22 protein-coding genes are annotated in these 23,106 nt (G+C 61.6%); 21 read left to right on the top strand and 1 reads right to left on the bottom strand.

The features are described from left to right. The first annotated feature begins 416 nt into the window (after positions 1-416). The 16 genes from AC5RWU_RS09525 (at position 417) to AC5RWU_RS09600 (ending at position 18,138) form a co-directional block, all read left to right on the top strand. The gene (locus tag AC5RWU_RS09525) at positions 417-857 is read left to right on the top strand and encodes a nuclear transport factor 2 family protein (protein WP_494029653.1); all 441 of its coding nucleotides are present in this window, start codon (positions 417-419) and stop codon (positions 855-857) included. Between the two features lie 146 nt (positions 858-1,003). Next, positions 1,004-1,957 (top strand): alpha/beta hydrolase, encoded by a 954-nt coding sequence (locus AC5RWU_RS09530; protein ID WP_494029652.1) that lies wholly within the window; start codon positions 1,004-1,006, stop codon positions 1,955-1,957. Then, positions 1,954-3,552 (top strand): flavin-containing monooxygenase, encoded by a 1,599-nt coding sequence (locus AC5RWU_RS09535; protein ID WP_494029651.1) that lies wholly within the window; start codon positions 1,954-1,956, stop codon positions 3,550-3,552. Before AC5RWU_RS09530 ends, AC5RWU_RS09535 begins: the two co-directional genes overlap by 4 nt. Before the next feature lie 92 nt (positions 3,553-3,644). After that, positions 3,645-5,228 (top strand): GMC family oxidoreductase, encoded by a 1,584-nt coding sequence (locus AC5RWU_RS09540; protein ID WP_494029650.1) that lies wholly within the window; start codon positions 3,645-3,647, stop codon positions 5,226-5,228. A gap of 14 nt (positions 5,229-5,242) precedes the next feature. Beyond that, on the top strand, positions 5,243-5,692 hold the full coding sequence (locus AC5RWU_RS09545; protein WP_494029649.1) for a nuclear transport factor 2 family protein: 450 nt from the start codon (positions 5,243-5,245) through the stop codon (positions 5,690-5,692). A gap of 70 nt (positions 5,693-5,762) precedes the next feature. After that, entirely contained in the window at positions 5,763-7,238 is a 1,476-nt protein-coding gene (locus AC5RWU_RS09550; protein ID WP_494029648.1) for an aldehyde dehydrogenase, read from the top strand. Between the two features lie 144 nt (positions 7,239-7,382). Next, positions 7,383-7,946 (top strand): nuclear transport factor 2 family protein, encoded by a 564-nt coding sequence (locus tag AC5RWU_RS09555; protein ID WP_494029647.1) that lies wholly within the window; start codon positions 7,383-7,385, stop codon positions 7,944-7,946. Between the two features lie 262 nt (positions 7,947-8,208). Next, positions 8,209-9,420: an MFS transporter gene (locus AC5RWU_RS09560; protein WP_494029646.1), complete on the top strand. Its 1,212-nt coding sequence runs from the start codon at positions 8,209-8,211 to the stop codon at positions 9,418-9,420. A 388-nt stretch (positions 9,421-9,808) separates the two neighbouring features. After that, positions 9,809-11,014 (top strand): ABC transporter substrate-binding protein, encoded by a 1,206-nt coding sequence (locus AC5RWU_RS09565; protein ID WP_494029645.1) that lies wholly within the window; start codon positions 9,809-9,811, stop codon positions 11,012-11,014. Between the two features lie 51 nt (positions 11,015-11,065). Further along, complete coding sequence (locus AC5RWU_RS09570; protein ID WP_494029644.1) at positions 11,066-12,781, top strand: FAD-dependent oxidoreductase; 1,716 nt, start codon at positions 11,066-11,068, stop codon at positions 12,779-12,781. Between the two features lie 181 nt (positions 12,782-12,962). Further along, positions 12,963-14,174, top strand: coding sequence for an ABC transporter substrate-binding protein (locus AC5RWU_RS09575; RefSeq protein WP_494029643.1), 1,212 nt, complete (start codon positions 12,963-12,965; stop codon positions 14,172-14,174). Between the two features lie 114 nt (positions 14,175-14,288). Beyond that, positions 14,289-15,176: a branched-chain amino acid ABC transporter permease gene (locus AC5RWU_RS09580; protein WP_494029642.1), complete on the top strand. Its 888-nt coding sequence runs from the start codon at positions 14,289-14,291 to the stop codon at positions 15,174-15,176. After that, complete coding sequence (locus AC5RWU_RS09585; RefSeq protein WP_494029641.1) at positions 15,173-16,132, top strand: branched-chain amino acid ABC transporter permease; 960 nt, start codon at positions 15,173-15,175, stop codon at positions 16,130-16,132. The genes AC5RWU_RS09580 and AC5RWU_RS09585 overlap by 4 nt, the downstream gene beginning before the upstream one ends. Further along, on the top strand, positions 16,129-16,923 hold the full coding sequence (locus AC5RWU_RS09590) for an ABC transporter ATP-binding protein (protein ID WP_494036968.1): 795 nt from the start codon (positions 16,129-16,131) through the stop codon (positions 16,921-16,923). The genes AC5RWU_RS09585 and AC5RWU_RS09590 overlap by 4 nt, the downstream gene beginning before the upstream one ends. Continuing rightward, positions 16,916-17,641: an ABC transporter ATP-binding protein gene (locus AC5RWU_RS09595; RefSeq protein ID WP_494029639.1), complete on the top strand. Its 726-nt coding sequence runs from the start codon at positions 16,916-16,918 to the stop codon at positions 17,639-17,641. The genes AC5RWU_RS09590 and AC5RWU_RS09595 overlap by 8 nt, the downstream gene beginning before the upstream one ends. Positions 17,642-17,679: 38 nt before the next feature. Further along, the gene (locus AC5RWU_RS09600) at positions 17,680-18,138 is read left to right on the top strand and encodes a nuclear transport factor 2 family protein (RefSeq protein WP_494029638.1); all 459 of its coding nucleotides are present in this window, start codon (positions 17,680-17,682) and stop codon (positions 18,136-18,138) included. 108 nt (positions 18,139-18,246) lie between these two features. On the opposite strand, the gene AC5RWU_RS09605 is transcribed toward AC5RWU_RS09600, so the two are convergent. Continuing rightward, positions 18,247-18,444: a ferredoxin gene (locus AC5RWU_RS09605; protein WP_494029637.1), complete on the bottom strand. Its 198-nt coding sequence runs from the start codon at positions 18,442-18,444 to the stop codon at positions 18,247-18,249. A gap of 206 nt (positions 18,445-18,650) precedes the next feature. Here AC5RWU_RS09605 and AC5RWU_RS09610 point away from each other — a divergent pair, with 206 nt between their 5' ends. The 5 genes from AC5RWU_RS09610 (at position 18,651) to AC5RWU_RS09630 (ending at position 23,095) form a co-directional block, all read left to right on the top strand. Further along, complete coding sequence (locus AC5RWU_RS09610) at positions 18,651-19,916, top strand: cytochrome P450 (protein ID WP_494029636.1); 1,266 nt, start codon at positions 18,651-18,653, stop codon at positions 19,914-19,916. A 103-nt stretch (positions 19,917-20,019) separates the two neighbouring features. Further along, entirely contained in the window at positions 20,020-20,541 is a 522-nt protein-coding gene (locus AC5RWU_RS09615; protein ID WP_494029635.1) for an HtaA domain-containing protein, read from the top strand. 121 nt (positions 20,542-20,662) lie between these two features. Further along, positions 20,663-20,983 carry a 2Fe-2S iron-sulfur cluster-binding protein gene (locus AC5RWU_RS09620; RefSeq protein ID WP_494029634.1) on the top strand — a complete coding sequence of 107 codons (321 nt, stop codon included), beginning with the start codon at positions 20,663-20,665 and terminating at the stop codon, positions 20,981-20,983. 5 nt (positions 20,984-20,988) lie between these two features. Continuing rightward, on the top strand, positions 20,989-22,257 hold the full coding sequence (locus AC5RWU_RS09625) for an NAD(P)/FAD-dependent oxidoreductase (protein WP_494029633.1): 1,269 nt from the start codon (positions 20,989-20,991) through the stop codon (positions 22,255-22,257). Between the two features lie 106 nt (positions 22,258-22,363). Beyond that, a complete protein-coding gene (locus AC5RWU_RS09630; RefSeq protein WP_494029632.1) occupies positions 22,364-23,095 on the top strand; it encodes a FadR/GntR family transcriptional regulator in 732 nt (243 codons plus the stop codon). Positions 23,096-23,106: the final 11 nt, after the last annotated feature.

Genomic DNA, 23,106 nt, shown 5'->3' on the forward strand with positions numbered 1-23,106 from the left:
GGGGACGGGGTGTTGAAGAATGGGGAGTACAAGACCCGTGGGAGGAAAAAAAACCCGGGGGGGGGGCGAAGAACAACCCCTTGCTCTTTTTTCCCCCTGGGGTTGTCCCCCCCCCCGCCCCCGATTGCGTACTGTCACAAATCCCAGTCCTGCTGCGGCAGCAAGCAAGGCAGTAAGGTTGGCCTGCTCGCCAGAGTTGGAGATCGAATATGACCCCCAGCCTGATCACCGGTTGAGGCTGATCAGCTGTTTTCTATCAATTGATGCCCACTCTTGTTTCATCCAAGGGCTTCTTCTATGATCTTAATCATACGCAGGAATAGTTCGACGACTGACTGTTGGAGAGCCTGACTGGTGACTGTTTCCGGCCGCCAGCTGGCGAGGGGAGGCAGATGCACCACCTACGAGGAGCAGATATGTCAGCAACCAAGGAGCAACTGCAGAGCACGGATCGGGATATCGAACAGATTCGCCGATTGACCCATGAGTACTCGAGGGCTATCGATAATTTTCAGCTTGAGGAAATTGTCGAGCTATTCGCCGCTGACGCGGTGTTTGATCTCCGTGGTTTTGGAGCACCGGCAGAAGCGCGAGGGCACGAGGAGATCCGTGCGTCCTTCGCAGGACTAATCGAGAACCTCACCGCCTGCTGCCACCTGACGATGAACCACGTTATTGATGTCGATGGCGATACCGCACGTGGAAGCATTTATTGCCATGCCTTCGTCATCGCCCCCGACGGAAGCCGCGACGACAACCTGGCTGTCTATGAGGATAGCTACATCCGGACGGGCGAAGGATGGAAATTCCAGTACCGTTCCGCAAAGCCACTGCTGCCTGCAGCCCCGGCGGCATAACACTCGCCGACGCTAAAACGGAGAGCACTGCCCGCATCGACGTAATTTCCCAGCCACCGAATTTTTCAGCCCGTCTCCCCAGGCACAGTTTTCTGCACTGATTCAAGCGGTTCCACCTAACTAGCTCAATGAAGAGAGACTTGAAGATGGCACTTGACTCCGCCACGGCAGCATTCCTGGCCGCCTCTGCTGAGGCCGCCGGCCCTGACGCGAAACCCATGTGGGAAATGCAACCTGCCGAAGCCCGCGCCATGTCTGCAGGCATGAACGCCATGTTCGGCAGCGGTCCGGAAATGCACAGGACGGAAAACCATACGCTGTCGGGTATCGATGGCGGTTCGTTCGACATTCGCATCCATATTCCCGTCGCCGAGCCCGGAGGGGTCTTCGTATACCTGCATGGCGGCGGGTGGGTCCTCAGCGATATCGACGGTTTCGACACGCTGGGCCGGCAGTTGGCGGAGAAGTCCGGCTGCGCTGTTGTGCTGGTGAACTACCGCAAGGCCCCGGAATCCCGATACCCCATCGCCGTCGAAGATTCCTGGTCCGCCCTGTGCTGGGTTGACGAGCACCTGGAACAACTGGCCGGAAGCAGGGTTCCGCTGTTCGTCGGCGGCGACAGTGCCGGCGGCAATCTTTCCGCTGTCATGGCACTGCGCGCCCGGGACAACAACGGCCCCGAGCTGGCCCAGCAGATCCTCGTCTACCCGGTCACCGACGCCGACTTCACCCGCGGCTCGTATCTGGAAGAAGAAAACCAGACGCTGCTCACCACGGAGTTCATGCAATGGTTCTGGGACCACTACGTTCCCAACATCGAGGACCGGGCCCAGCACGAGGCATCACCGCTTCGCGCCGAGTCCCTTGAGGGGCTGGCCCCGGCCCTGGTCATCACCGGCGCTCACGACGTACTGCGCGATGAAGGCGAGGCATACGTGGACCGGCTGAAGGAGGCCGGCGTACGTACTGAGCACCGCCGCTGGCCCGGTCAGATGCACGGCTTCTTCTCCATGGTCAACGTGCTTCCCGCAGCAGACGAGGCGATGGATTTTGTGGCCCAGTCGGTCCGGGCCGAGCTCAAGTCGGCGGTGACCCGATGACTGCCAACCGCGAAGTGGATGTCGTTATTGTCGGTGCGGGGTTTGCCGGTCTGTACATGCTGCATAGCCTCCGCCAGCAGAATCTCTCCACCGTTGTCTTCGAGCGCGGCAACGGCGTGGGCGGAACCTGGTTCTGGAACCGCTACCCTGGTGCCCGCTGCGATGTGGAGAGCATCGACTATTCCTATTCCTTCTCACCGGAACTGGAGCAGGAGTGGGAATGGACCGAGCGTTATCCCACCCAGCCGGAAATCCTCAAGTACCTCAACCACGTGGCGGACCGGTTCGACCTTCGGAGCTCCATAGAACTGGAAACGGAAGTCACCGAAGCGGCATTCGATGATGAGGCCAACCGCTGGTCCGTTACCACCCATCGCGGTGAGACCGTGCGGGCGAAATACGTGGTGATGGCTACCGGCTGCCTGTCGAACGGGCGTATCCCGGATGTTGACGGCATGGAGTCGTACGCCGGGGAAATCTACCACACAGGCTCCTGGCCCCAGGAAGGTGTCGACTTCACCGGTAAGCGGGTGGGCGTCATCGGAACCGGGTCCTCCGGTATCCAGGCCATTCCGGAAATAGCCGCTCAGGCCGAGCACCTCACGGTCTTCCAGCGGACGCCGAGCTTCAGCGTACCGGCACGGAATGCCCCGCTGGACCCCGAGGCCCTGGAGGAGATCAAGGCCACGTATCGCCAGCGCCGTGAGATCGCCCGGCATTCGGCCACCGGGCTGCCATTCACCGGTAATCCGGATTTGGCGATGGACGCCACCCCGGAGGAACGCAGAGCCCGCTACGAAGCGCATTGGGACCAGGGCGGCTTCAGAATCGGGGCGGCCTACGCGGACCTGATCGTGAACAAGGAATCCAACGACACCCTGGCTGAATTCATCCATTCCAAGATCGACTCCGTGGTCACCGATCCCCGGATCGCCGAGCAGTTGAAGCCCCGCGATTATCCGGTCAGCACCAAGCGCATCTGCGTCGACTCCAACTATTACGCCATTTTCAACCGCAGCAACGTCTCGCTGGTCGATGTGCGCAGCGCGCCGATAGTCGGACTGGATGAACGGGGACTGAAGACCGAGGACGCCGAGTATGAACTAGACGCAATCGTCTTCGCCACCGGCTTTGACGCCATGACGGGCGCACTTTTGAAGCCGGAAATCAAGGGTGCCGGGGGAGTCCCGCTTCGTGAAAAGTGGGCTGCGGGACCGCGCACCTACCTGGGCCTGGCGACTGCAGGGTTCCCCAACTTGTTCATTGTGGCGGGTCCGGGGTCGCCGTCCGTACTGACCAACATGGTCTCGGCCATCGAGCAGCATGTCGAGTGGATCAGCGAACACGTCGCCCACCTGGAACAGCGGGGACTCAGCCGTTCGGAGGCTTCCCCGGAGGCGGAGGACGGCTGGGTGGACCAGGTGAACGCGATTGCCGAGATGACCCTGTTCAAGGAAGCGAACTCCTGGTACCTGGGAGCCAACGTTCCCGGAAAGCCCAGGGTCTTCATGCCCTATGCCGGCGGCTTTGGTGCCTACCGTGCCACCTGCGATGAGGTGGCCTCACAAGATTACGAAGGCTTCGTCCTGAGCTAGGGCACGCCGAATACCGGATTTACCGACCAACCGAGATATTGCTCATTCTCAGTATCGAGGAGAGCAATCCATCGAGCATCAAGGAGTATTCCATGGCTATTACCACAGTGATCGTCGGTGCCGGCAGCGGGGGCGCAGCCCTGGCTTCGCGTTTGACCGAGGACCCGGACCAGCACGTCATCCTCGTCGAGGCCGGACCGGACTATGAGGAACTGGCGCTGGTGCCCGAGGACGTGCGGGATGCCAGGGAGATGAGCGTCGAGAAACATGACTGGGGTCTAAAAGCTTACTTCCTGGAGCCAACGACGGCCCGCGAAGCCATGCCCTACGCCCGCGGCCGCATTGTGGGAGGGTCCTCCTCCGTCAACGCCGCGATCGCCGAGCGCGCGACCAAGGAGGACCTCGACACCTGGGTGGCCGCAGGGAACCCGGAATGGTCCTATGAGAAGACACTGCCCTTTTTCGTCCGGCTCGAGAACGACCTCGACTTCCCCAATGACCCGGGCCACGGTTCCTCCGGCCCGGTGCCGATCATGCGCCACTTCGAGGAGGAGTGGCCGGCCATCACGAGGGCGTTCGCCCAGGCCTGTGAGGACCGCGGGTTCGCCAAGGTCGAGGACTTCAACGCGAAATCGTCCTCCGGGTACGGCGCTGTGCCCCGGAACCTGATCGGTGAGGAGGAGTTGCGCGGAAGTGCCCTCCTGACCTACCTCGCCCAGGCGCGCAATCGGCCGAACCTGAAGATACGGGCCAACACGCTGGCCCGCCGGGTGCTCTTCAACGGTACGACCGCCGTCGGGGTCGAGGTCGAACAAGATGACCGGATCGAGTCCATCAGCGCGGACCGCGTGGTGCTCGCAGGCGGGGCGTTCCACACGCCGCACCTGATGATGCTTTCCGGCGTGGGCCCGCGCAAGGTCCTCGAGCAGCACGGAATCGAGCCGGTCATCATCAACGAAGCGGTCGGCAAGAACCTCCAAGACCACCCGTTCTCGCCCATGGTAGCCCTGCTGAAGGAGAAGACTGACAAGAGCGGCGTGCGCGCTCAGGTCAAGTACAGCACCGGCACCGAGAATCTGATCGACGACATGATGATCTTCGCCGCCGTGCTGGACCCGGCCACGATGAACATCCCCGCGGAGACCAAGGGGCTTAAAGCCCTGATGATGAACAACCTGCTGGCGAAGCCGCATTCGGCTGGCTGGGTCACGCTCTCCTCGCCGGACCCGAAGGTCCAGCCGGAAATCCACGTGAACTTCCTCTCCCATCCGCTGGACATCGAGCGGCTCAAGGGATCGATGCGCAAGTCCTGGGACATGATCACCTCGTCGCCGATGGCCGATGAAATCCAGGAAATCTGTTTCCTGGACGCCGAGACTATCGCGGACGATGCCAAGCTCGAGGCCTATATCCGCGCCTATGCCTCCACCTCCCTGCACGCTGCGGGAACCTGCCGGATGGGACCGGCCGGGGACCCTGAAGCGGTGGTGGACCAGTACCTCGGCGTGCACGGTGCCGAGAACCTGTGGATCGCGGACGCCTCGGTGATGGTCAACGTCACTACCGGCCTGACAAACCTGACAGCGTACATGATCGGTGAGCGTCTCGCGGAGTGGCTCAGGAACGGCACGGACTCCGCAACTGACTCGGCCGAACTCGTTTTCCAAGCACCGTAGGAAACAGGGACATCATGACGGCAACAACAACGACGACAGCGGCAGGGCCCGGCGTGGATGCGGATATGGAAGCAATCCGGCGCCTTACCCACGAGTACTCCTGGGCGGTGGACTCGTCCCGGCTTGAGGACATCGTGGCGCTCTTCGCCGCCGATGCGGAATGGGACACGACGGATTTCGGGATGGGAGTAGTGCGCGGCGCCGAGGCGATCCGGGAGTTCTATGCAAGCCTGATCGAGAATACGACGCACCGCTGCCACTTGGCGCTAAACCACATCATCGACGTTGATGGCGATGCCGCATCTGCGACGGTCTACGTCCAAGCCTTCGTGATCACGCTCGAGGGCCAGCGGGACGAATCCATAGGTTACTACTCCGACGAGTATGTCAGGACGCCTCAGGGATGGAAATTCCGCCGACGTGCGGCCCATCCGCTGCTGCCGCCACCGCCGGCACCGGTGTAGCAGGACGGTGTCCCAACCTTCTGCCGGTATGGACCCGACGAATATTCAAGCGCAATCATGAGGAGCAGGCATGACAACAACAACTGCAGCAGAAACCACAAAGTCCTCGGACAAGCTGCCGCGCTACAACAAGCTGCTGATTGGCGGCAAATGGGTCACCCCGTCAAGTGAGGCGGTCATCGAAGTCGTATCCCCAATAACCGGTCAGGTTATTGCCACCGTCCCGGAGGCGCAGAACGCTGACATGGATGCAGCGGTTGCCGCGGCGCGCAAGGCCTTCGACGAGGGCCCGTGGCCGCGGATGAGCCCCGCCGAGCGTGCTCAAATCCTGCGCAGAGTGGGTGCAGAGGTGAAGAAGCGGGTGGAGGCCATGTCCAAGGCCTTCACTGCCGAGATCGGAGCGCCCGCAGCCTCCAGCAACGCATTCCACGACAACGCCGTCAAGGTATGGGACGACGTCGTGACGCTTCATGAGCGGTTCACCTTTGAGGAGGAACGCAGCTGGTCCGGCGGAAGCGGCAAACTGGTCCGTGAGCCGATCGGGGTGGTGGCGACGATCCTGCCCTGGAACGGGCCCGTGGCGACGGCATCGCTGAAGTTCGCCCCGGCTTTGGCCGCCGGCTGCACCGTTGTCATCAAGCCCGCGCCGGAAGGTCCTGTCAGCATGATGATGCTAGCCGAAGCCCTTGAGGCCGCAGGCCTCCCCGAGGGCGTGATCAGCCTGCTTCCTGCCGGGCGCGAGGTCGGGGAGTACCTGGTCCGGCACAAGGACGTGGACATGATCACCTTCACCGGCAGTACTGTCGCAGGCAGAAAGATTATGGGCATCGCGGCCGAACGCATCGCACGCGTCACGCTTGAGCTGGGCGGCAAGTCGGCGGCCATCATCACCGATGACGTCGACCTCGACACAGTCTTTCCCGAGCTGGTGTTCTACGGCATCGGCCACTCCGGACAGGTGTGTGCCGCCCTGACCCGGATCCTGGTCCCGCGCCAGCGCCAGGACGAGGTGGTGGAGCGGATCAAGGCCGTGATGGAAAGCGTCAAGATCGGTGATCCCCGTGAAGCGGACACTGTGCTCGGTCCGCTGGCCGCCGAACGCCAGCGCGAACGCGTCGAGTCCTACATCGAGATCGGCAAGAGCGAAGGAGCCCGTCTGGTGACCGGCGGCGGCAGGCCGGAAGGCCTGGACAGCGGCTGGTATGTTGAGCCGACCCTGTTTGCCGACGTCACCCCCGAGATGCGGATTGCGCAGGAGGAGATCTTCGGTCCAGTCCTCGCGGTGATCCCCTACGACACCATCGATGAAGCGGTGCAGATCGCCAACGGCACCGACTACGGACTCTCTGGCGCCGTGTTCGCCCGCGATGACGCTACCGCCGAGGCCATCGCCCGGCGCGTGCGCACCGGACAGATCTCGGTCAACTCCTGGGGCATGAACGTGCTCCAGCCCTTCGGCGGATACAAGCAGTCCGGCCTCGGCCGCGAGGGCGGCGTCGAAGGATTCGAAGAATTCCTGGAGACCAAGTTGATTCAGCTCCCTTAGGTACCTCAAGCATTACTCAAGCATTAAGGACCGCTTTCCCCGCCAGCGATTGGTGGGGGAAGCGGTGCGCCAGCTGCCTGAAAATTGTTGGGTTAAAGCAACGGCGATCAAATTTGTTAATTACCTAAGTTGCAGGAGTGACAGATGTCAACGAAATTGTCGATTGAGGACCGTGTCCGCCTAATTGAGGATCGGGCGGCAATCCAGGAACTCGCAGTCCTCTACGGGTTCATTATGGATGAGCGCGATGAGGCGGGGATCCGCCGGATCTTTGCCACGGACGCCACCCTCCGTTCCCAGGATGGGGTGTTCGCCGCGACCGGCATCGAGGAGATTGTAAAGACCTACCTTGGCCGCTTTGACGTACTCGGTCCCACCAACCACTACACGCACGGGCATGTCGTGCGTTTTGACGACGTCGACCCGGATATCGCGACCGGGCTGCTGTCCTCGCACGCCGAAGTAACCCGCAACGGGGAGGCGATGCAGGTTGCCCTGCGGTACAAGGACACCTACCGCCGCGTGAACGGCCAGTGGCAGTTCGCAGACCGGCTGATGTCCTACATGTACTACCTGCCGGTCACTGAATACGCCGAAGGGCTTGCGGACCGCAACAGCGTACGTGCATACGGCGACCATCGACCGGCGGACTGGCCAGAGGCGCTTTATTCGGAGAACGGCGCAGCCTGGCTCAAGGCCTACCTCTAAGCACCGGCCGGTGCAGCGGCCGGGCGAGGCGCGCCTTGTTGCTGCTTCAATTCGTGTTCCCGCAGCATTCATCTGCTTGGATTCCGATGCCGGGGGCACAGGAGCGCTTAGCTGTGCCGCTGCCGGCGGTTCCGGTTCCTGTTTCAACCCGGAGTTGCGGGTCCGATGACATCGACTTTGCAGGTCAACTATGCCTTCCGTGCCTTAGAACCAATCCTGCAGCTGATAACCCGGGGGCGGTTCCCGGAGAGGGGCAGCTCTCATGCGGTTTGCTTACGCGCTGTTCACGGTCTTTCTGCTTTCAAATATCCCTGCGCCCCTGTATCCGTTGTGGCAGCAGCAGATGGGTTTCTCTGCGACTACGACAACCGTTCTTTTTGCCGCTTACCAGGTTGGCGTTCTGTGCGGCCTACTTGGGCTCGCACGATTCGTCGAGAGCCGTGGGCCGCGCTGGTCGTTATCAGCGACCATTGGCATTGCGGTTGCATCCGCTGCACTGTTTGCCTTGGCTACGGAGTCATGGCACCTGGGACTGGGCAGATTCCTTAGCGGCATAGCATCCGGTATTTTTGTCTCCTCCGGTGCCGCCGTGGTGACCTCCCACTATGCGGCACGCGGAAAGATGAATGGGCATTGGATGGCCGCGCTCTCGGTCACGGCCGGTCTGGCCCTCGGGCCGCTGATGGGCGGCGCGTTCATAGACCTGGTGATTGCACCGGAGGTGAGCGTGTTCGCCCTCGAGGGTCTGCTGTTGCTAGCTGCCGGCGCGGCCGTGGCTATGCGGCGTCCCGCGGCTTCTCCCGTCCCGCCCGGCCGCGTTGTGGCTGCGGTCGTAACGGTGGCGGACCGGAGCAGGACCAGCCCGGCCGCGCCGCAGCTCCGGCTGGCACTGGCGGTCTTCGCCATCTGCGGGATTGTGTGCTCCATCCACATGTCGGTCGGTTCGGTCTATTTGGCCTTGGAATTGGGAATCCATACGGGACTGGCAGGGGGCGGGATGGTGTCCATGGTGTTTGCGGCGGGTTTTCTCTGTCAGCTTGTTCTGGCGCGGTCATCGCTATTGGCCAAATCGTCATGGGCGATGGTTCTGGGCATTTCCGGAGCCGCCGTTTTGGGCTGCGGAATGCTGACTGCCTCTATGCCCGCGCTGTTTGCTTCGGCGGTGCTTAGCGGCGCCTGCCAGGGGGCCGGACAGCTGGCTGCCATGTCTATAGCGCGCGAGTACCTGCGCGAGGTCGAGCTGGGCCGGGGTTTCGGACGGCTGAACGTGTTCAGCTACGCTGCCGGGACAGCTACCGTACTTTCGACGGGTGCGCTGACCTCCGTCGTGGGGCTGAGCACGGCCATTGCGGTCATTTGCGCGCTGGCGGTGGCGTTGACCATCAGCGCGGCGGTTGTCCTCATCGTCTGCAGGGGGCTGCTGAAACCGCAGCGGACGCCTGTTCCGGAAACATTAAGTGCAGCCAGCTCGTGATGTTCGGCGGAGTGGCTGGGAGATCGAACTCACGTCCGAGATGTTGTATTAGCAGTTGGGGAAACCATCTGCTGGCTGTTCTTGGGCTGTGAAGGCGTCACAGGCAACTTGCACGATTACCAGGTGGTCGTTTTAGGGATGTCCTCGGCCCGCCGCTATGGCTGCTCTGAGGAATCCGGCAGCGTGACTCGGGGGCTGGCATTTGCTGCAGGGCGCAGCCGGTCTGTGTGGGCTTCTTTGAGGATCCCGCAGGTCCGGAAACCTGTCCTCAATGAAACTGTGCCGATCGTTTTCGAACCGTCCCCAGTCCTTTACAAGGGGTAGCAGCCCCAATAGTCTGAGGCTGAACATAAGAATCATAATAATGATCTCAATGAGGAGATAAAAAATGATCAGTAGATCTATCCGGCATCCGCTGCGTGCTGCCCAGGCGGCGGTCCTGGCCGCCGGACTGTTCGCCGTCGCAGCCTGTGGGAGCGCCACCGGACAGGATGAGGCCGCCCCTGCCACGGGCGGCGGTGACGGCTTGCCTTCTGTCGTCAATGTGGTCAGCACTGAGCCACTAGTAGGTCCGGCGGGAGCCGTTGGGGTATCTGCCAATCGGGGCTATGACCTCGCAGCCAAGGAAATCAATGAATCCGGATTTCTGGGTGCGGCGAAAATCCAACTGAAACAACTCGATACCGGATCCAACGTTCAGACGGCCGCCAGCCAAATGACTCAAGCTGTAGCAGACAAGAGCATCTCGGCGGTATTTGGCTCTGTCATGAGTGCCGAGTCAGTGGCCCAAGCGCCGATCGCCGAGAAGGGCCAGATCCCTGTTCTCTTTACGCAGGCTGGCAGCGAAGGCGTCGTTATTGGTAAATACACTTTCCGCCTGACCCCCATGATGAGTGACTACTACCCGATCATCAAAAAATTCGTGAAGGAGCAGGGCTGGGAATCAATGGGCATCATCTACTCCGCGGTCAGCCCTACCCTGGTTCCTCTTGGAGAGGAAACCATTCCGGCGATCGCCGATGAGCTCGGAATCGAAATCACGGCCAGTGTCGCCACGCAGGCGACCACGCAGGACTTCAACGCACCGGTGTCCAATATCCTCAAGTCCAACCCCGACGGAGTCGCTGTGTTGCATGTAGGGGCGGCAAACCCTTCGATCATGTTGGCTCTGCGCCAGGCCGGCTATGACGGCGAGGTCATCGGCAATTCCGGCGCCAGCTTCGGCAGCCTCAAGCCTGCCGGTGAGGCCGGGGCGGGCATGGCATGGCCCGTGGACTTCAGCCCGATGATGGAGGGAGAAGCCGTCCAGAAGTTTGTCAAGGCATATGAAGCCGAATACGGCGAGACACCGATGAACTACGCAGCTGAGGCCTACGACGCGATGTGGTTCCTGGCCAAGTCCCTCAAGGCTGCCGACAGTGCGGACCGCGAGGCCCTGAAGGCAGGAATGGAGAAGGTGGCGGCGGAGCCGTTCACCGGAGCGCTGGGCGAGAACCTGAACTTCAAGGACCGTGACCTCGAAGTACCCGGAGTCGTCGTCCAGTGGGACGGAACCAAGGAAGTGTTCCTGTATGCAGCATCCGACGTGGAGTAGGGCGGCAAAGCGAAACGACCGTGAAGCAATGTTGAACTCGAAGGGAAGAACATGACGAGGCAAAACAGCAAGAGTGATCCCGCTCAGGAGACGGTGATTGTGGTCGGAGCAGGGCTGTCCGGGCTGGCAACGGCATTGGGCGCCGCGCTGAACGGACGCAGTGTGACGGTCTTTGAAGCCGCAGATCTCGTCGGCGGGGCCGCTGCCTACTCCGGCGGCCAAGTCTGGGTCGGTGCCAACCACGTCGCCCAGCGGGAGGGTATTGAGGACGATCTCGAACTGGCTGAGCGCTACATCCGTTCCATCGCCCATGATCATCCAGAAGTTCTGGATGAAGCTGCCATGCAGCTTTGGCTGCGCACTGCACCGGCGGCGATGAGGCACTGGGAAGACGTCGGGGCGATCAAATGGACGGTGATCCCAGGCCTGGCTGATTACCACAACGAGGCGGACGGGGCGCTTCCGGCCGGCCGTTACCTCACGAACGAGGTGATCGACGGCAGCGAACTCGGCCAGTGGCGCGAAAAACTACGGGTTAGTCCGTACTTTCCGGTGGGAACAACCTACGCGGACATGTTCGTGAAGGGCCGCCGCCTAACCTATGTCGATGACAATGAATCCGGAGGAGAGCAGGCTGGTGTCCAGGGCTTCGGCCTCCCGGAGAACCGCGAGGGATGGGCGGGCGCCGAGGATGGAAGCGACGCCCTGACCTTCGGGACGGGCGTTGTGGCCGCTTTCCTGGCCAGGGTTATCAAGGAGGATGAGGTCGAGATCCTGACGTCCCACCCGGTGACGGAACTGCTCACGGACAACGACGGAAATGTAGTGGGCGTCCGGGCGCAGGGCCCGGATGGAGCAGTGGAACGGCGAGGCCCTGTCGTACTGGCCACCAGCACCTACGACTGGGACCCGGACCTCGTCCAGGAGATGGTCGGTTTGGGTCCCGAGGACTTCGGGAGTGTGGCGCCGGAGAGCCTTCGCGGCGATGGAATCAAGCTGGCCAGGGCTGTCGGCGGCGCGATCGCCAAGATCCCGGCCACCGCAGTTCCCATGCTTCCGGGCTGGAAGTCGGAGCTCGGGTCAGGCTATGCGTATGGCCCGGACTATGCCATGCCGCATTCCATGATCGTGGACAGGACGGGAAAACGCTACTGCGACGACTCGTACTGGGTTGACATCGTTGCCAAGACGATGGATCCGCAGGACAAGCATCTGCCCTTTTTCCTGATCTTCGACGAGCAGCACCATCAGAAATACGGCTTGGGGGCCACTCCGCCCGGCGGTACCTATCCGGAAGGTCTGGTCACTTCCGCTCCCACCCTGCGCGAATTAGCAGAGGCTCTTGGCATAGACGGGGCGCAACTGGAAGAGACTGCTGCTAAGTACAGTGATAATGCCACCCGAGGTGAGGACCCGGATTTCGGGCGTGGAACGGTGACCTATGTCCGGCGGTTTGCCGGAGACCCGTCCAACCAGCCAAATCCGGTGCTGGGACCCGTCAGCCAGGCTCCGTTCCATGGCTTCCGCCTGCGTTTCGTGGGGACCGGGATCGGTTCCAGCGGGATCCATATCGACGGCGAGGGACACGTGCTGAACGAGCAGGGCCAGATCATTTCGGGCCTGTATGCTGTCGGGTCCTGCGCGGCGCTCACAACCACCGGCACCGGCTACAACAGCGGCATCGCACTAGGCCGGGGACTGACGCTGGCCTATCAGGTCAGCAACGAGCTCGCGGAAGGCGTTCCGTCGCCAGAATCCGACGCATAGCAAGGAGCCTAGAACCGGCTGAGCCAAGGCAGCCACCTGCAAAAAAGCGGGTGGCTGCCTTTCTATTGCCCCGGCCGGCCGACATTCTCAGTTCCGGATACCTCTTTACAACTGCAGGGCAGCACCATATTGTGAGGTTCACCATAACAATCATAGTCATGGTCTCGATGAGGAGATAAAGATGATCAGCAAGTCTTTCCGGCGTCCGCTGCGCGCTGTCCAGGCGGCGGTCCTGGCCGCCGGACTGTTCGCCGTGGCGGCCTGCGGCAGTGCCACTGGGGCCGACACGGGCACCGACTCCAGCTCGGACGCTGGCGCGGCGGGCCTGCCCGCCGTCGTCAACATGGTCAGCAGCCTTCCGCTTGTGGGCTCCGTGGGAGCCGTGGGAATCTCCGCCGAGAGGGGCTACGAGCTGGCCGTCAAGGAGATCAACGAGTCCAAGTTCCTGGGCGAGACAACCATCAAGCTGAAACAGCTCGATACCGGCGGCAATGCGCAAAACGCGGCCAGCCAGGTCACCCAGGCAATCGCGGACAAGGACGTGTCGGCGATCCTGGGGTCTGTGATGAGCGCCGAAGCCGTTGCGCAGGCGCCGATCGCGCAAAAAGGTAAGACGCCGATCGTCTTCACCCAGGCCGGAAGCCCGGGAGTTGTTGTCGGTGACTACACCTACCGGGTTACTCCACTAATGAGTGCCTACTACCCCATCATGAAGAAGTTTATCCAGGAGCAGGGCTGGAAGACTATGGGTGTCCTCTACACCTCGGCGAGCCCTACGCTGCTTGAGATTGGCGAGAAGACGATCCCGGCAATCGCCAAGGAACTTGGCATCGAAATCACCGCGAGTGTGGGTACCCAGGCGACCACGCAGGACTTCAACGCACCGGTGTCCAATATCCTCAAGTCCAACCCGGACGGCGTTGCGATTATCCAAATCGGCGCCGCGAATCCCTCAGCCATGTTGGCTCTTCGCCAGGCCGGCTATGACGGCGAGGTCATCGGCAATTCCGGCGCCAGCTTCGGCAGCCTCAAGCCTGCCGGTGAGGCCGGGGCGGGCATGGCATGGCCCGTGGACTTCAGCCCGATGATGGAGGGAGAAGCCGTCCAGAAGTTTGTCAAGGCATATGAAGCCGAATACGGCGAGACACCGATGAACTACGCAGCTGAGGCCTACGACGCGATGTGGTTCCTGGCCAAGTCCCTCAAGGCTGCCGACAGTGCGGACCGCGAGGCCCTGAAGGCAGGAATGGAGAAGGTGGCGGCGGAGCCGTTCACCGGAGCGCTGGGCGAGAACCTGAACTTCAAGGACCGTGACCTCGAAGTACCCGGAGTCGTCGTCCAGTGGGACGGAACCAAGGAAGTGTTCCTCTACTCCGCATCTGACGTGCAATAGCAACCCCTGGCCCGGAGCGCTGCGCCCGGTACGGTGCGGCGGAGCGGCCAAAGCCTCTCCGCCGCACCGGAAACCGGGCACAAGCGCGACCAGCACTAAGGAAGTGAATCCGATTTGCAAGACATTCTCAGCGCAGTATCCCTGGGCTCGATCTATCTCTTATTTGCGCTGGGCATGAGCCTGGTGTGGGGGTCGATCGGCATCTTGAATTTTGCCCACGGATCCATCTTTATGTTCTCCGCTTTTACCGGCTACGTACTCCTCAACCAAGTGCAGCTGCCACTCGCCGCGCTCATCGTGATCGGCATCGTTGTCGGCGTGCTCCTCTCGCTCTTCATCCAGGTGGCCGTCTTCGAGCAAATCCAGAAACGTGCCAAAAACGCTCACATGGCGGAAATGCAGATGCTGATCGGCGGCATCGGGATTGCCAGTATCCCACTGGCCATCGCCCAGATCGTGACGCTCAGCAATCCTTTCGGCTTTTCCAACAGCTCCTTCAAGATCAGCACCTTTACTATTGGCGAGCTGCGGATCGGAAACATCGATGTTTTGATCATTATTGCCGCACTGGGGCTCGGCGCCGCGGTGGCGGTGTGGCTGCGACGGTCCCGCCAGGGCCTGGCGCTCCGTTCTATCGGCGTGGACGCCGAAGTCTCCTCGATGATGGGCATCGACAAGCGGCGGCTGGGACTTGGCATTATGGGTGTGGCAGGAGGGCTTGCCGGCCTGGCCGGAGTCCTCTTTACCTTCAGCATCGGCGCGATTACGCCTGAGAGCGGTGAGACGCTGCTGGTCAAGGCCTTTGCGATTATCATCCTCGGCGGCGTCGGCAGCACTCTGGGTGTTGCGGTTGGTGCGTACATTCTCGCCTTTGCCGAAACATATGTCCTCGTATACACCAGCGGCACCTGGGTCGAGGCCATTTCCTTCGGACTCATCTTCGCCGTCCTGCTCCTCAGGCCGGCTGGACTCTTTGGTAGGAAGGAAGTGCGACGGACATGATCGACTGGTACACCTCGAACCTGCTTCTGATCCAAGCGACATTCACCGGTCTTCTGCTGGCGCTGAGCGTGCAGTTGCCCATGCGGGCAGGTGTCTTTTCCTTCGCTGGCGTCGGCTCCTACGGTATCGGCAGCTACCTGGCGGCGATCTTGGTCTTGCAGCTGAACCTGGGTGCGCTTGAAGCGATAGCCCTGGCCACGGTTGCCGCCGGTGTGGTGGGACTGCTGCTCGGCATTCTGCTCCAGAAGCTCAACGGCCTGTATCTGGCCATGGCAACGATGGCATTCTGTCTGGTCATCGGCGTCCTCGCGATCAACGGCGGGGACCTGACCGGCGGTTCCACCGGACTCTTCGGAGTTCTGACTGATTTCACCAGCCTTCAGCTCTATGTGATCGCCATCGTGGGGTTGGTGCTGGTGGCATTGACGGAGCGTGGCCGCACGGGACGCCGGATTGACGCAGTCCGTGAGGATCCGGAACTGGCAGCGTCGATGGGAATCAACGTCCGGCTTTACCGCGTAGTGGTGTTCGGTGCCAGCGCCATGCTTGGCGGCTGTGCCGGAGCCATGAACGTGCTGGTGCGTACCACGGTGAGCTCGCTGGATATTGGCTTCCCGCTGATTGTGCTGGCCCTGACGATGATCATCGTCGGTGGAACCCGCTCCTGGAAGGGAGCGGCCATGGGTGCAGTGATCTTCACCTGGCTGCGCTACTTCCTTGAAAGCACCGGACCCTGGCAGCACATTATCTACGGCATCATTATTGTCGCCGCCGCCATTTACATTCCCGGTGGTCTGCACGGAATGGCCAGCGATGCTTGGCGAAGGCGTAAGCAACGACGGCGGCAACCGGCACCGGCCGAGGACATCACCGCAGAGGGCGCCGGCGCCCCGGACGCGGAGTTGGCCGTGGTGGGCGCCCTGCCGGCCCATGAGCCGAAGGGGGCGCAACAATGACGAGCGAGACAGCGACACAGCAGGATACGGCCGTCCTCGAAGTGCGGGATGTGGCCGTCCACTTCAGCGGAGTGAAGGCCGTGGACGGCTTAAGCTTCAGCCTCACCGAGAACAAGATCTTCGGGATTATCGGCCCCAACGGATCCGGCAAAAGTACATTGCTGGCGGCTCTCACCCGGCTCATTCCGCTGACCCGCGGTGAGATGCTTTTCGAGCAGGAGAAGTACCACGATACGCCTGCCTCCCAGGTTGCCAAGCGGGGCATTGCCCGTACCTTCCAGACGGTTCGGCTGTTGCCGGAACTTACGGTGCGCCAGAACATCCAGCTCGGTGCCGATGTGGGAATGGCAGATGGAAAGGACAAACCAGGCTTATTCAAGCGGCTATTCAGCAACGCGGCGTCGCCGGCCGTCGAGGAGGCAATTCGGCGCACCCGGCTGGAAGGGTTTGAAGATTTCCGGCCGGCCGAAATGTCCTACGGCACGCAGCGGCGGGTGGAAATCGCCCGTGCAATGGCGATGAATCCCCGGTTGCTGCTGCTGGACGAGCCGACGGCAGGCATGAACCAACAGGAGCGGGCCGAAATCTCCCAACTCCTGCGTGATCTGCGTTCGGAGGGATTGGCCCAGTTGCTGGTGGAGCACGACGTTCAGCTAATGCTGGACACCTGTGACTATATCTTCGCGATGAACGCCGGGGTCCTCATTGCAGAAGGGTCGCCGCACGATGTGGTGCGCAACCCGGCAGTCCAGGAAGCCTACCTTGGTAAGAAATGGCGGGAAAATGCTTGAGATTCGAAACCTGTATGCCACTTATGGAAAGATCTCTGCCGTCCGCGGCATCAGCCTTGCGGTCAGTCCCGGAAACGTAACTTTGGTGCTGGGCGCCAACGGGGCAGGCAAGAGCACCACGCTGCGGGCAGTCGCAGGCCTGCACAGGCCGGACTCCGGCGAGGTGCTGCTGAACGGAACCGACATGGCGGGCCTGCCTTCGTATAAGGTGGTCCGCCATGGCGTGGCCCTGGTGCCCGAAGGACGCCGGGTTTTCGCACCGCTGATGGTGGAGGAGAATCTCCGTCTGGGGGCCTACACGGCGCCCAAGGCCAAATTCGAGGAGAACCTGGCTCGAGTCTATGAGATGTTTCCAATTCTTGGCCGCCGCCGCAGGGGAATGGCGGGCCTGCTCAGCGGTGGCGAGCAGCAGATGCTGGCCTTCGGCCGGGCCCTGATGTCCGAACCCAAGATCATGCTTCTGGACGAACCATCCATGGGGCTGGCGCCGGCAGTCGTTGACTCCGTGTTGGCGAACGTGCGGATCATGGCTGACTCGGGGATCGGCATCCTGATGGTCGAGCAGAACGCTGAGGCTGGCCTTGAGCTCGCCGACGAGGTGGTTGCAGTCGCACGTGGTGAGGTTGTTTTCAGCGGCACGGCCGGGGACGCGCAATCCAATAAGTCAGTGCTGCGCGCGTTCCTTGGGGAAGCTGCCCTGGAAGGCGAAGCAGTTTAAAGATGGTCACAAAGACTACGACAAGAAGGAGAATATGGATGGATGAGGATCAGGTAGCACTCGACAGCCGGGTCGCACGCCTGCTGTTCACCTACGCTTTGGCTGTGGACTCCGGTGACCTGAACACGCTGCGCTCGATCGCCACGCCTGATATCCAGTTCACTGCTTCTGCCGGCACGTTGGCCGGGCTCGAACAGTTCCTCGATGTCTACCGGAACCAGTTTTCGTCCGAGTCCGAGGAAATCAGGCATGTGGTTACCAACGTGATGGCGGAGCGCCTGGCGGACGGCCGGATCCAGGTACAGGCCTATTTCGAAGCGACGATGTTCGAGCAGGAGGAAACGCAGCGGGTTTTCGGCAGTTACCACGACATCCTGCGCGAAGTTGACGGCGAACTCAAGCTGGCCCACAAGAAGATCCGGGTCCACCGTGTCCTGCATCTGCCGAAGGCAAGGCAGGATTGGGTGAGCGCCAGCGCCGCAGTGATCGACGCTTAAACAATCAACGGCCCATGCAGAACGCCCCGTCGATCCTGTCGGCGGGGCGTTCTGCATGTTCGAAATCAGGGTGGGCCATGCACACCGTTGGCACGGCCACCCGGCCTTTTAGCTTTCGACGACGGTAACCGCGCGTTCGGGACAGTTGCTGGCTGCCAGCCGCGCCAGGTCGTGGAGTTCTTCGGGGATGTCCCCGGCGGGGGTGTACGCCAAGCCATCTTCATCCGAGAGCTCGAACAGCGTCGGGGCGGTCATCTGGCATACGCCGTGGCCTTGGCAGACTGCCCGATCAATTTCTATGCGCATCAGTACTCCTTCTGATTGTTATACCCGGATGGTGGTGAACCGCCGCGCCCGTCCGAATTGTTTCTCGAAATCTTCAATCGGCCTCTGGACTGGGCTTGACCCCTATTCTATTATAATAATTAGTAGATACAAGGATGTGTTTCGCTGCACTGCAAGGTTGTCTTGGTAACCATTGAGTGCGAAGCCTGAAATAAAGGGGAAGATCCATGGCAGAGCAGACGGTCAAGGAAGCAGCAGTACTCGACGACCGCCCGGTCGTCGAGTTTGACCACAATTCACCAGAGCACAGTGCGGATCCCGTGGCCAGCTATCGGGCTTTGCGGGAAAACCACCCGGTGGCCTGGACCGAGGCCTGGGGCGGCTATTGGGTGCTGAGCGGCTACGAGCCCATCTTCGATGCCGCCCGGGATGATGACACCTTTTCCTCGGCGCGTACGAAGCACGGCGGGGAGGGGCAGGAAATCACCATTCCGAAGCGCCCGATGACCGAGCACTTTCCGATCGAACTCGACCCGCCGGCATCCATGAAGTACCGCAGGATCATGAATGCCCTGCTGTCGCCCTCCGCGGTCAATGCCATGCGGCCGATGGTTGAGAAATACACGACTCTGTTCATCGATGACATCATAGAAACCGGCAAGGCGGATTTTGCCACTTTGACCGGCATCCCCGCCATTATCACCATTGACTGGTTGACCCTGCCGCTTGAGGACTGGCGCCGCCATGCATTTGCGCACCGCAAGGTGCTTTCTGCGCCCGTCGGCAGCCCCGATTACATCAAAGCCACCCAGGTGGAGATTCCGTACCTGACCGACGTGATCAAGAAGACCATTTCGGAACGCCGCCGCAATCCCGGGGATGATCCGATCAGCTTCATCCTGAGTCATGAGATCGATGGCAAGCCGATCAGCGAAGAGGATGCCCTGTGCATGATCGAGTTGATTGTCTCCGGGGGGGTCGGCACTACCGCCTCGCTGGTCGGACAGGCAATGGTGTGGCTTTCCGAACACACAGACGTGCGCCAGCGGCTGATCGATAATCCCGAGCTGATGCAGAATGCCGTTGAGGAATTCCTGCGTTACTTCTCGCCGACCCAGGCGCTAGCCCGGACCGTGGCCCGAGATGCCGATTTCCACGGCGTCAAGATCAAGGCGGGGGATCGGGCGCTGCTGGCCTGGGCATCGGGGAGCCGGGACGCGGAGGGCGGATTCGAGAATCCGGATGTGCTGGATATCGAGCGCTCACCGAACCGTCATCTGGCCTTCGGGGTCGGAAGTCATCGCTGCGCAGGTTCTCATCTGGGGCGCCTGATGTCGAGAACTATCCTCACAGAGATTCTTCAGCGCATGCCCGACTACAAGGTCGACAAGGACAACGTGGTTCGCTACCCGCAGCAAGGAGTCAATACTGGCTTCGACCAGTTGCCGGCAACGTTCACTCCAGGCAAGCGTCTCCTGGACGAGCGGCTGTAGTTTTTGCAACAGGCTTCGGTGTTCCGGGGCTGGCGGTGAGTCCGGACTGCCGTTCCGTCGGAGCGGCAGTCCGGACGTTCTTTATACGAGTGAGGATGGCAAGATGAGTACTCCGGTGCCGGAACCCGAGCCGACTCAGGGGCAGGGCCGACCTGGCATGTCCTGGGGTGTCAAGAGCAGTTTCACCCGGTATATCGATGCGATGCCGGACGGCATGCGTGGTGCCGGACATGGCGCGGCGGAGACCGGGCAGGGCGTGTACTTCTTTGAGCTGGAGGACGCCTCCGGCTATGATCCGGTGTCCCGTGAGGGGGTCGTCAAGTACCGCGGCGACGTTCGTTACAAGGGCCACCAGGGGATGCTGTTCGTCATGATCGTAGACCCGTGGATCGAGTTCAGGAACGGGGCCGCCGCGCTCACGGTGCTTGATGCAGAACACTGGCCCAGCCGCGACCGCAGAATCGAGCTGGCCACGCTTGCCCTTAATGAAGCAGCGACTCAGCAGCTGCCCGACGGGTGGACGCATCTGACTACCCAGCTGACGCAGGAGGGGGCCATGGTCTTCAATGAGGTCTATCCGGTCGGTGAAATTCTCGATCCGGTCAGGTACTGCGTCGCCGTGTGACTTGTGCACCTGCTGATCTGGCGTAAGACACCCTTGCCAACCTCTGTTGAACGCCGGCAAGTATGGTTACAATCATAATCATAAATAACGGGCGACCCGTCCGATGCGAAAGGGAATGATCATGCCAAAGGTGACCTACACCTCAGCTGCAGGTGACGTCAGCGTGCTGGAAGGCAATGCCGGGGATTCGGTTATGGAAGTTGCGGTCCGCAACGGACTGCCGGGCATCGTGGCCGAGTGCGGCGGGTCCCTGGCCTGCTCGACCTGCCATGTGTTCGTGCGCGAAGAGGATCTTGACGGCCTTGCCCCGATGAGCGAACTGGAGGACGAAATGCTGGACGGCACAACGGAGGAGCGCCGGGAAAACTCAAGGCTCTCCTGTCAGATTAAGCTGACCGAGGATGTCCATCTGTATGTGCAGACCCCGGATAGCCAGGTCTAGCCGCCATGCCTAAGAGCAACGGAACCCTCATTATTGGCGCTTCCCAGGCCGGGGTGCAGCTGGCGAGTTCGCTGCGGGAGCTCGGAAACACCGCGCCCATCACTATTGTCGGTGCGGAGCAGCACCCGCCGTATCAGCGTCCGCCGCTGTCCAAGGCATTCCTGCAAGGCTTGGTAACGGCGGAGACGCTGACGTTCAGGTCCCAGGACTTTTACGACAAACACAACATCGAACTGATAGTGAACGAACGCATCGTCGCGATCGACAAGGATGAGAAAGGTGCCGGCGTTGCCACCTCGGCCTCCGGCCGGAAGTTTGCCTTCGATAAGCTGGCCCTGACTGTCGGTGCGAGGCCCCGGAAGCTACAGCTGGAAGGTGCCGATCTGGACGGTGTCCTCTACCTGCGCGATGCCGATGACGCAGCCAGCCTGAAGGAACGGTTGGAGACGGCACAGCATGTCGTCGTCGTCGGCGGTGGATTCGTGGGGCTGGAAGCCGCGGCCAGCGCCAAGAAACTCGGCAAGGAAGCGTTCGTTCTCGAGGTGGCGCCGCGCCTGATCGGGCGCGCTGTCGGCGAAACCACCTCCGAGTTCTTCCTCAAAGCCCACCGAAGCCGCGGTATGGATATCACGCTGAATGCGAAAATTGTCCGCTTCCTCGGCAATGACCAAGGGCAGGTGAGCGGCGTCGAGCTCGACGGGGGCCGCGTGGTGCCTGCCGAGATCGTGCTCATCGGCATCGGAGTGGCGCCCCGGACGGAACTGGCTGAGCAGCTCGGGCTAGCCTGCGGCAACGGAATCATCGTGGATGAGTTCTCCCTGGCCTCCGACGGGACCACCGTCGTCGCCGGGGACTGCGCCGATTTGCCCAGCCCCCTCCCACGGGACGGGGGCCCGGCGCGGCTGCGGCTTGAAAGCGTGAACAACGCCGTCGAGCAGGCCCGCAATGCTGCCGCAACACTGGTCGGCCAACGGGTTCCCTACCGGATGGTGCCATGGTTCTGGTCCGACCAGGGGGACCTGAAACTGCAGATGGCGGGTCTATCGGCGGGTTATGACCAGATGGTGACGCGCGGGGAGCCGGCCAGTGAAAAGTTCTCCGTACTCTATTACCAGAACGGCTCGCTCATTGCGGTGGACTGCATCAACAACCCCGTGGATTTCATGGCTGTCAAGACGGCGCTGGCGAAGGGCCTGAATGTGCCCGCGGATGAGGCAGCGGATGCGAGCATTCCGCTGAAGAAGATGATGATTGAGCTGGAGCCGGCCACCTGATCCGGCCGCCGGGTGTGCCGGCCACCTATTAGTCGGACTATACTTATGATTTGACTAATAAGGTGGCCGGCCAAACCGTCGGCGCCCGGTGACCGGAGGAAAATCCATGCAGACGTCGCTACGTCCCCAGAAGACGGCCATGCTGGTGGCCCAGCGGATCGTCGCTGACATTCAGCGCCGTGGGAATAAGGTGGGGGACCGCCTGCCGCCGGAGCGGGTCATGCTGGAGGAATACAACATTGGGCGCGGAACGCTGCGCGAGTCTCTGCGCTTCCTCGAGCTGCAGGGGATTATTATGCTCAAGCCCGGGCCTGGTGGCGGTCCCGTGGTTCAGCAGCCCGACGGCAGCGGCCTGGCGACGGCGCTGACCCTGCTGCTGCAGTTCGAGAATGCGCCGTTCCGCACGATTACCGAAGCCAGGGCGGCTCTGGAACCAATGATGGCACAGCTCGCCGCGTCCCGTATGAGCGATGAGCAACTGGCGGACCTGAAGTACAGCGTCGACCATATGCTTGACCGGGTGGGGGATGAATCCGAGTTCCTGGAGATGAACAAGCGCTTTCATGACATCATCGCGCACAGTTCGGGGAACGCGCTCTTCGGCCATTTAATCGACACGCTGCTGGGCATGCTGGATGGCAGTGCAATCGGCGTCGACTATCCCGAACACCGGCGCATTGCCGTGCACAAGGCGCACGCAGCCATCTACGAGGCCCTGGCCGCGCGTGACCCGGGCGCAGCCTCGGCGGCCATGCAGGACCACATCATGCAGTATGCGAACTACGTTGAACGCAAGTTCCCGGACGTTCTCAATACTCCGATTTCCTGGACCGCTTAGAATAACGCCTT

The organism is Arthrobacter sp. B0427-1-12 (assembly GCF_059092905.1).

Coding starts and splice junctions, on each gene's coding strand:
- AC5RWU_RS09540 (WP_494029650.1), top strand. CDS start 3,645: ATGGCTATTACCACAGTGATCGTCGGTGCCGGCAGCGGGGGCGCAGCC.
- AC5RWU_RS09570 (WP_494029644.1), top strand. CDS start 11,066: ATGACGAGGCAAAACAGCAAGAGTGATCCCGCTCAGGAGACGGTGATT.
- AC5RWU_RS09550 (WP_494029648.1), top strand. CDS start 5,763: ATGACAACAACAACTGCAGCAGAAACCACAAAGTCCTCGGACAAGCTG.
- AC5RWU_RS09530 (WP_494029652.1), top strand. CDS start 1,004: ATGGCACTTGACTCCGCCACGGCAGCATTCCTGGCCGCCTCTGCTGAG.
- AC5RWU_RS09525 (WP_494029653.1), top strand. CDS start 417: ATGTCAGCAACCAAGGAGCAACTGCAGAGCACGGATCGGGATATCGAA.
- AC5RWU_RS09535 (WP_494029651.1), top strand. CDS start 1,954: ATGACTGCCAACCGCGAAGTGGATGTCGTTATTGTCGGTGCGGGGTTT.
- AC5RWU_RS09625 (WP_494029633.1), top strand. CDS start 20,989: ATGCCTAAGAGCAACGGAACCCTCATTATTGGCGCTTCCCAGGCCGGG.
- AC5RWU_RS09630 (WP_494029632.1), top strand. CDS start 22,364: ATGCAGACGTCGCTACGTCCCCAGAAGACGGCCATGCTGGTGGCCCAG.
- AC5RWU_RS09590 (WP_494036968.1), top strand. CDS start 16,129: ATGACGAGCGAGACAGCGACACAGCAGGATACGGCCGTCCTCGAAGTG.
- AC5RWU_RS09600 (WP_494029638.1), top strand. CDS start 17,680: ATGGATGAGGATCAGGTAGCACTCGACAGCCGGGTCGCACGCCTGCTG.
- AC5RWU_RS09575 (WP_494029643.1), top strand. CDS start 12,963: ATGATCAGCAAGTCTTTCCGGCGTCCGCTGCGCGCTGTCCAGGCGGCG.
- AC5RWU_RS09585 (WP_494029641.1), top strand. CDS start 15,173: ATGATCGACTGGTACACCTCGAACCTGCTTCTGATCCAAGCGACATTC.
- AC5RWU_RS09565 (WP_494029645.1), top strand. CDS start 9,809: ATGATCAGTAGATCTATCCGGCATCCGCTGCGTGCTGCCCAGGCGGCG.
- AC5RWU_RS09560 (WP_494029646.1), top strand. CDS start 8,209: ATGCGGTTTGCTTACGCGCTGTTCACGGTCTTTCTGCTTTCAAATATC.
- AC5RWU_RS09555 (WP_494029647.1), top strand. CDS start 7,383: ATGTCAACGAAATTGTCGATTGAGGACCGTGTCCGCCTAATTGAGGAT.
- AC5RWU_RS09620 (WP_494029634.1), top strand. CDS start 20,663: ATGCCAAAGGTGACCTACACCTCAGCTGCAGGTGACGTCAGCGTGCTG.
- AC5RWU_RS09545 (WP_494029649.1), top strand. CDS start 5,243: ATGACGGCAACAACAACGACGACAGCGGCAGGGCCCGGCGTGGATGCG.
- AC5RWU_RS09610 (WP_494029636.1), top strand. CDS start 18,651: ATGGCAGAGCAGACGGTCAAGGAAGCAGCAGTACTCGACGACCGCCCG.
- AC5RWU_RS09595 (WP_494029639.1), top strand. CDS start 16,916: ATGCTTGAGATTCGAAACCTGTATGCCACTTATGGAAAGATCTCTGCC.
- AC5RWU_RS09615 (WP_494029635.1), top strand. CDS start 20,020: ATGAGTACTCCGGTGCCGGAACCCGAGCCGACTCAGGGGCAGGGCCGA.
- AC5RWU_RS09605 (WP_494029637.1), bottom strand. CDS start 18,444: ATGCGCATAGAAATTGATCGGGCAGTCTGCCAAGGCCACGGCGTATGC.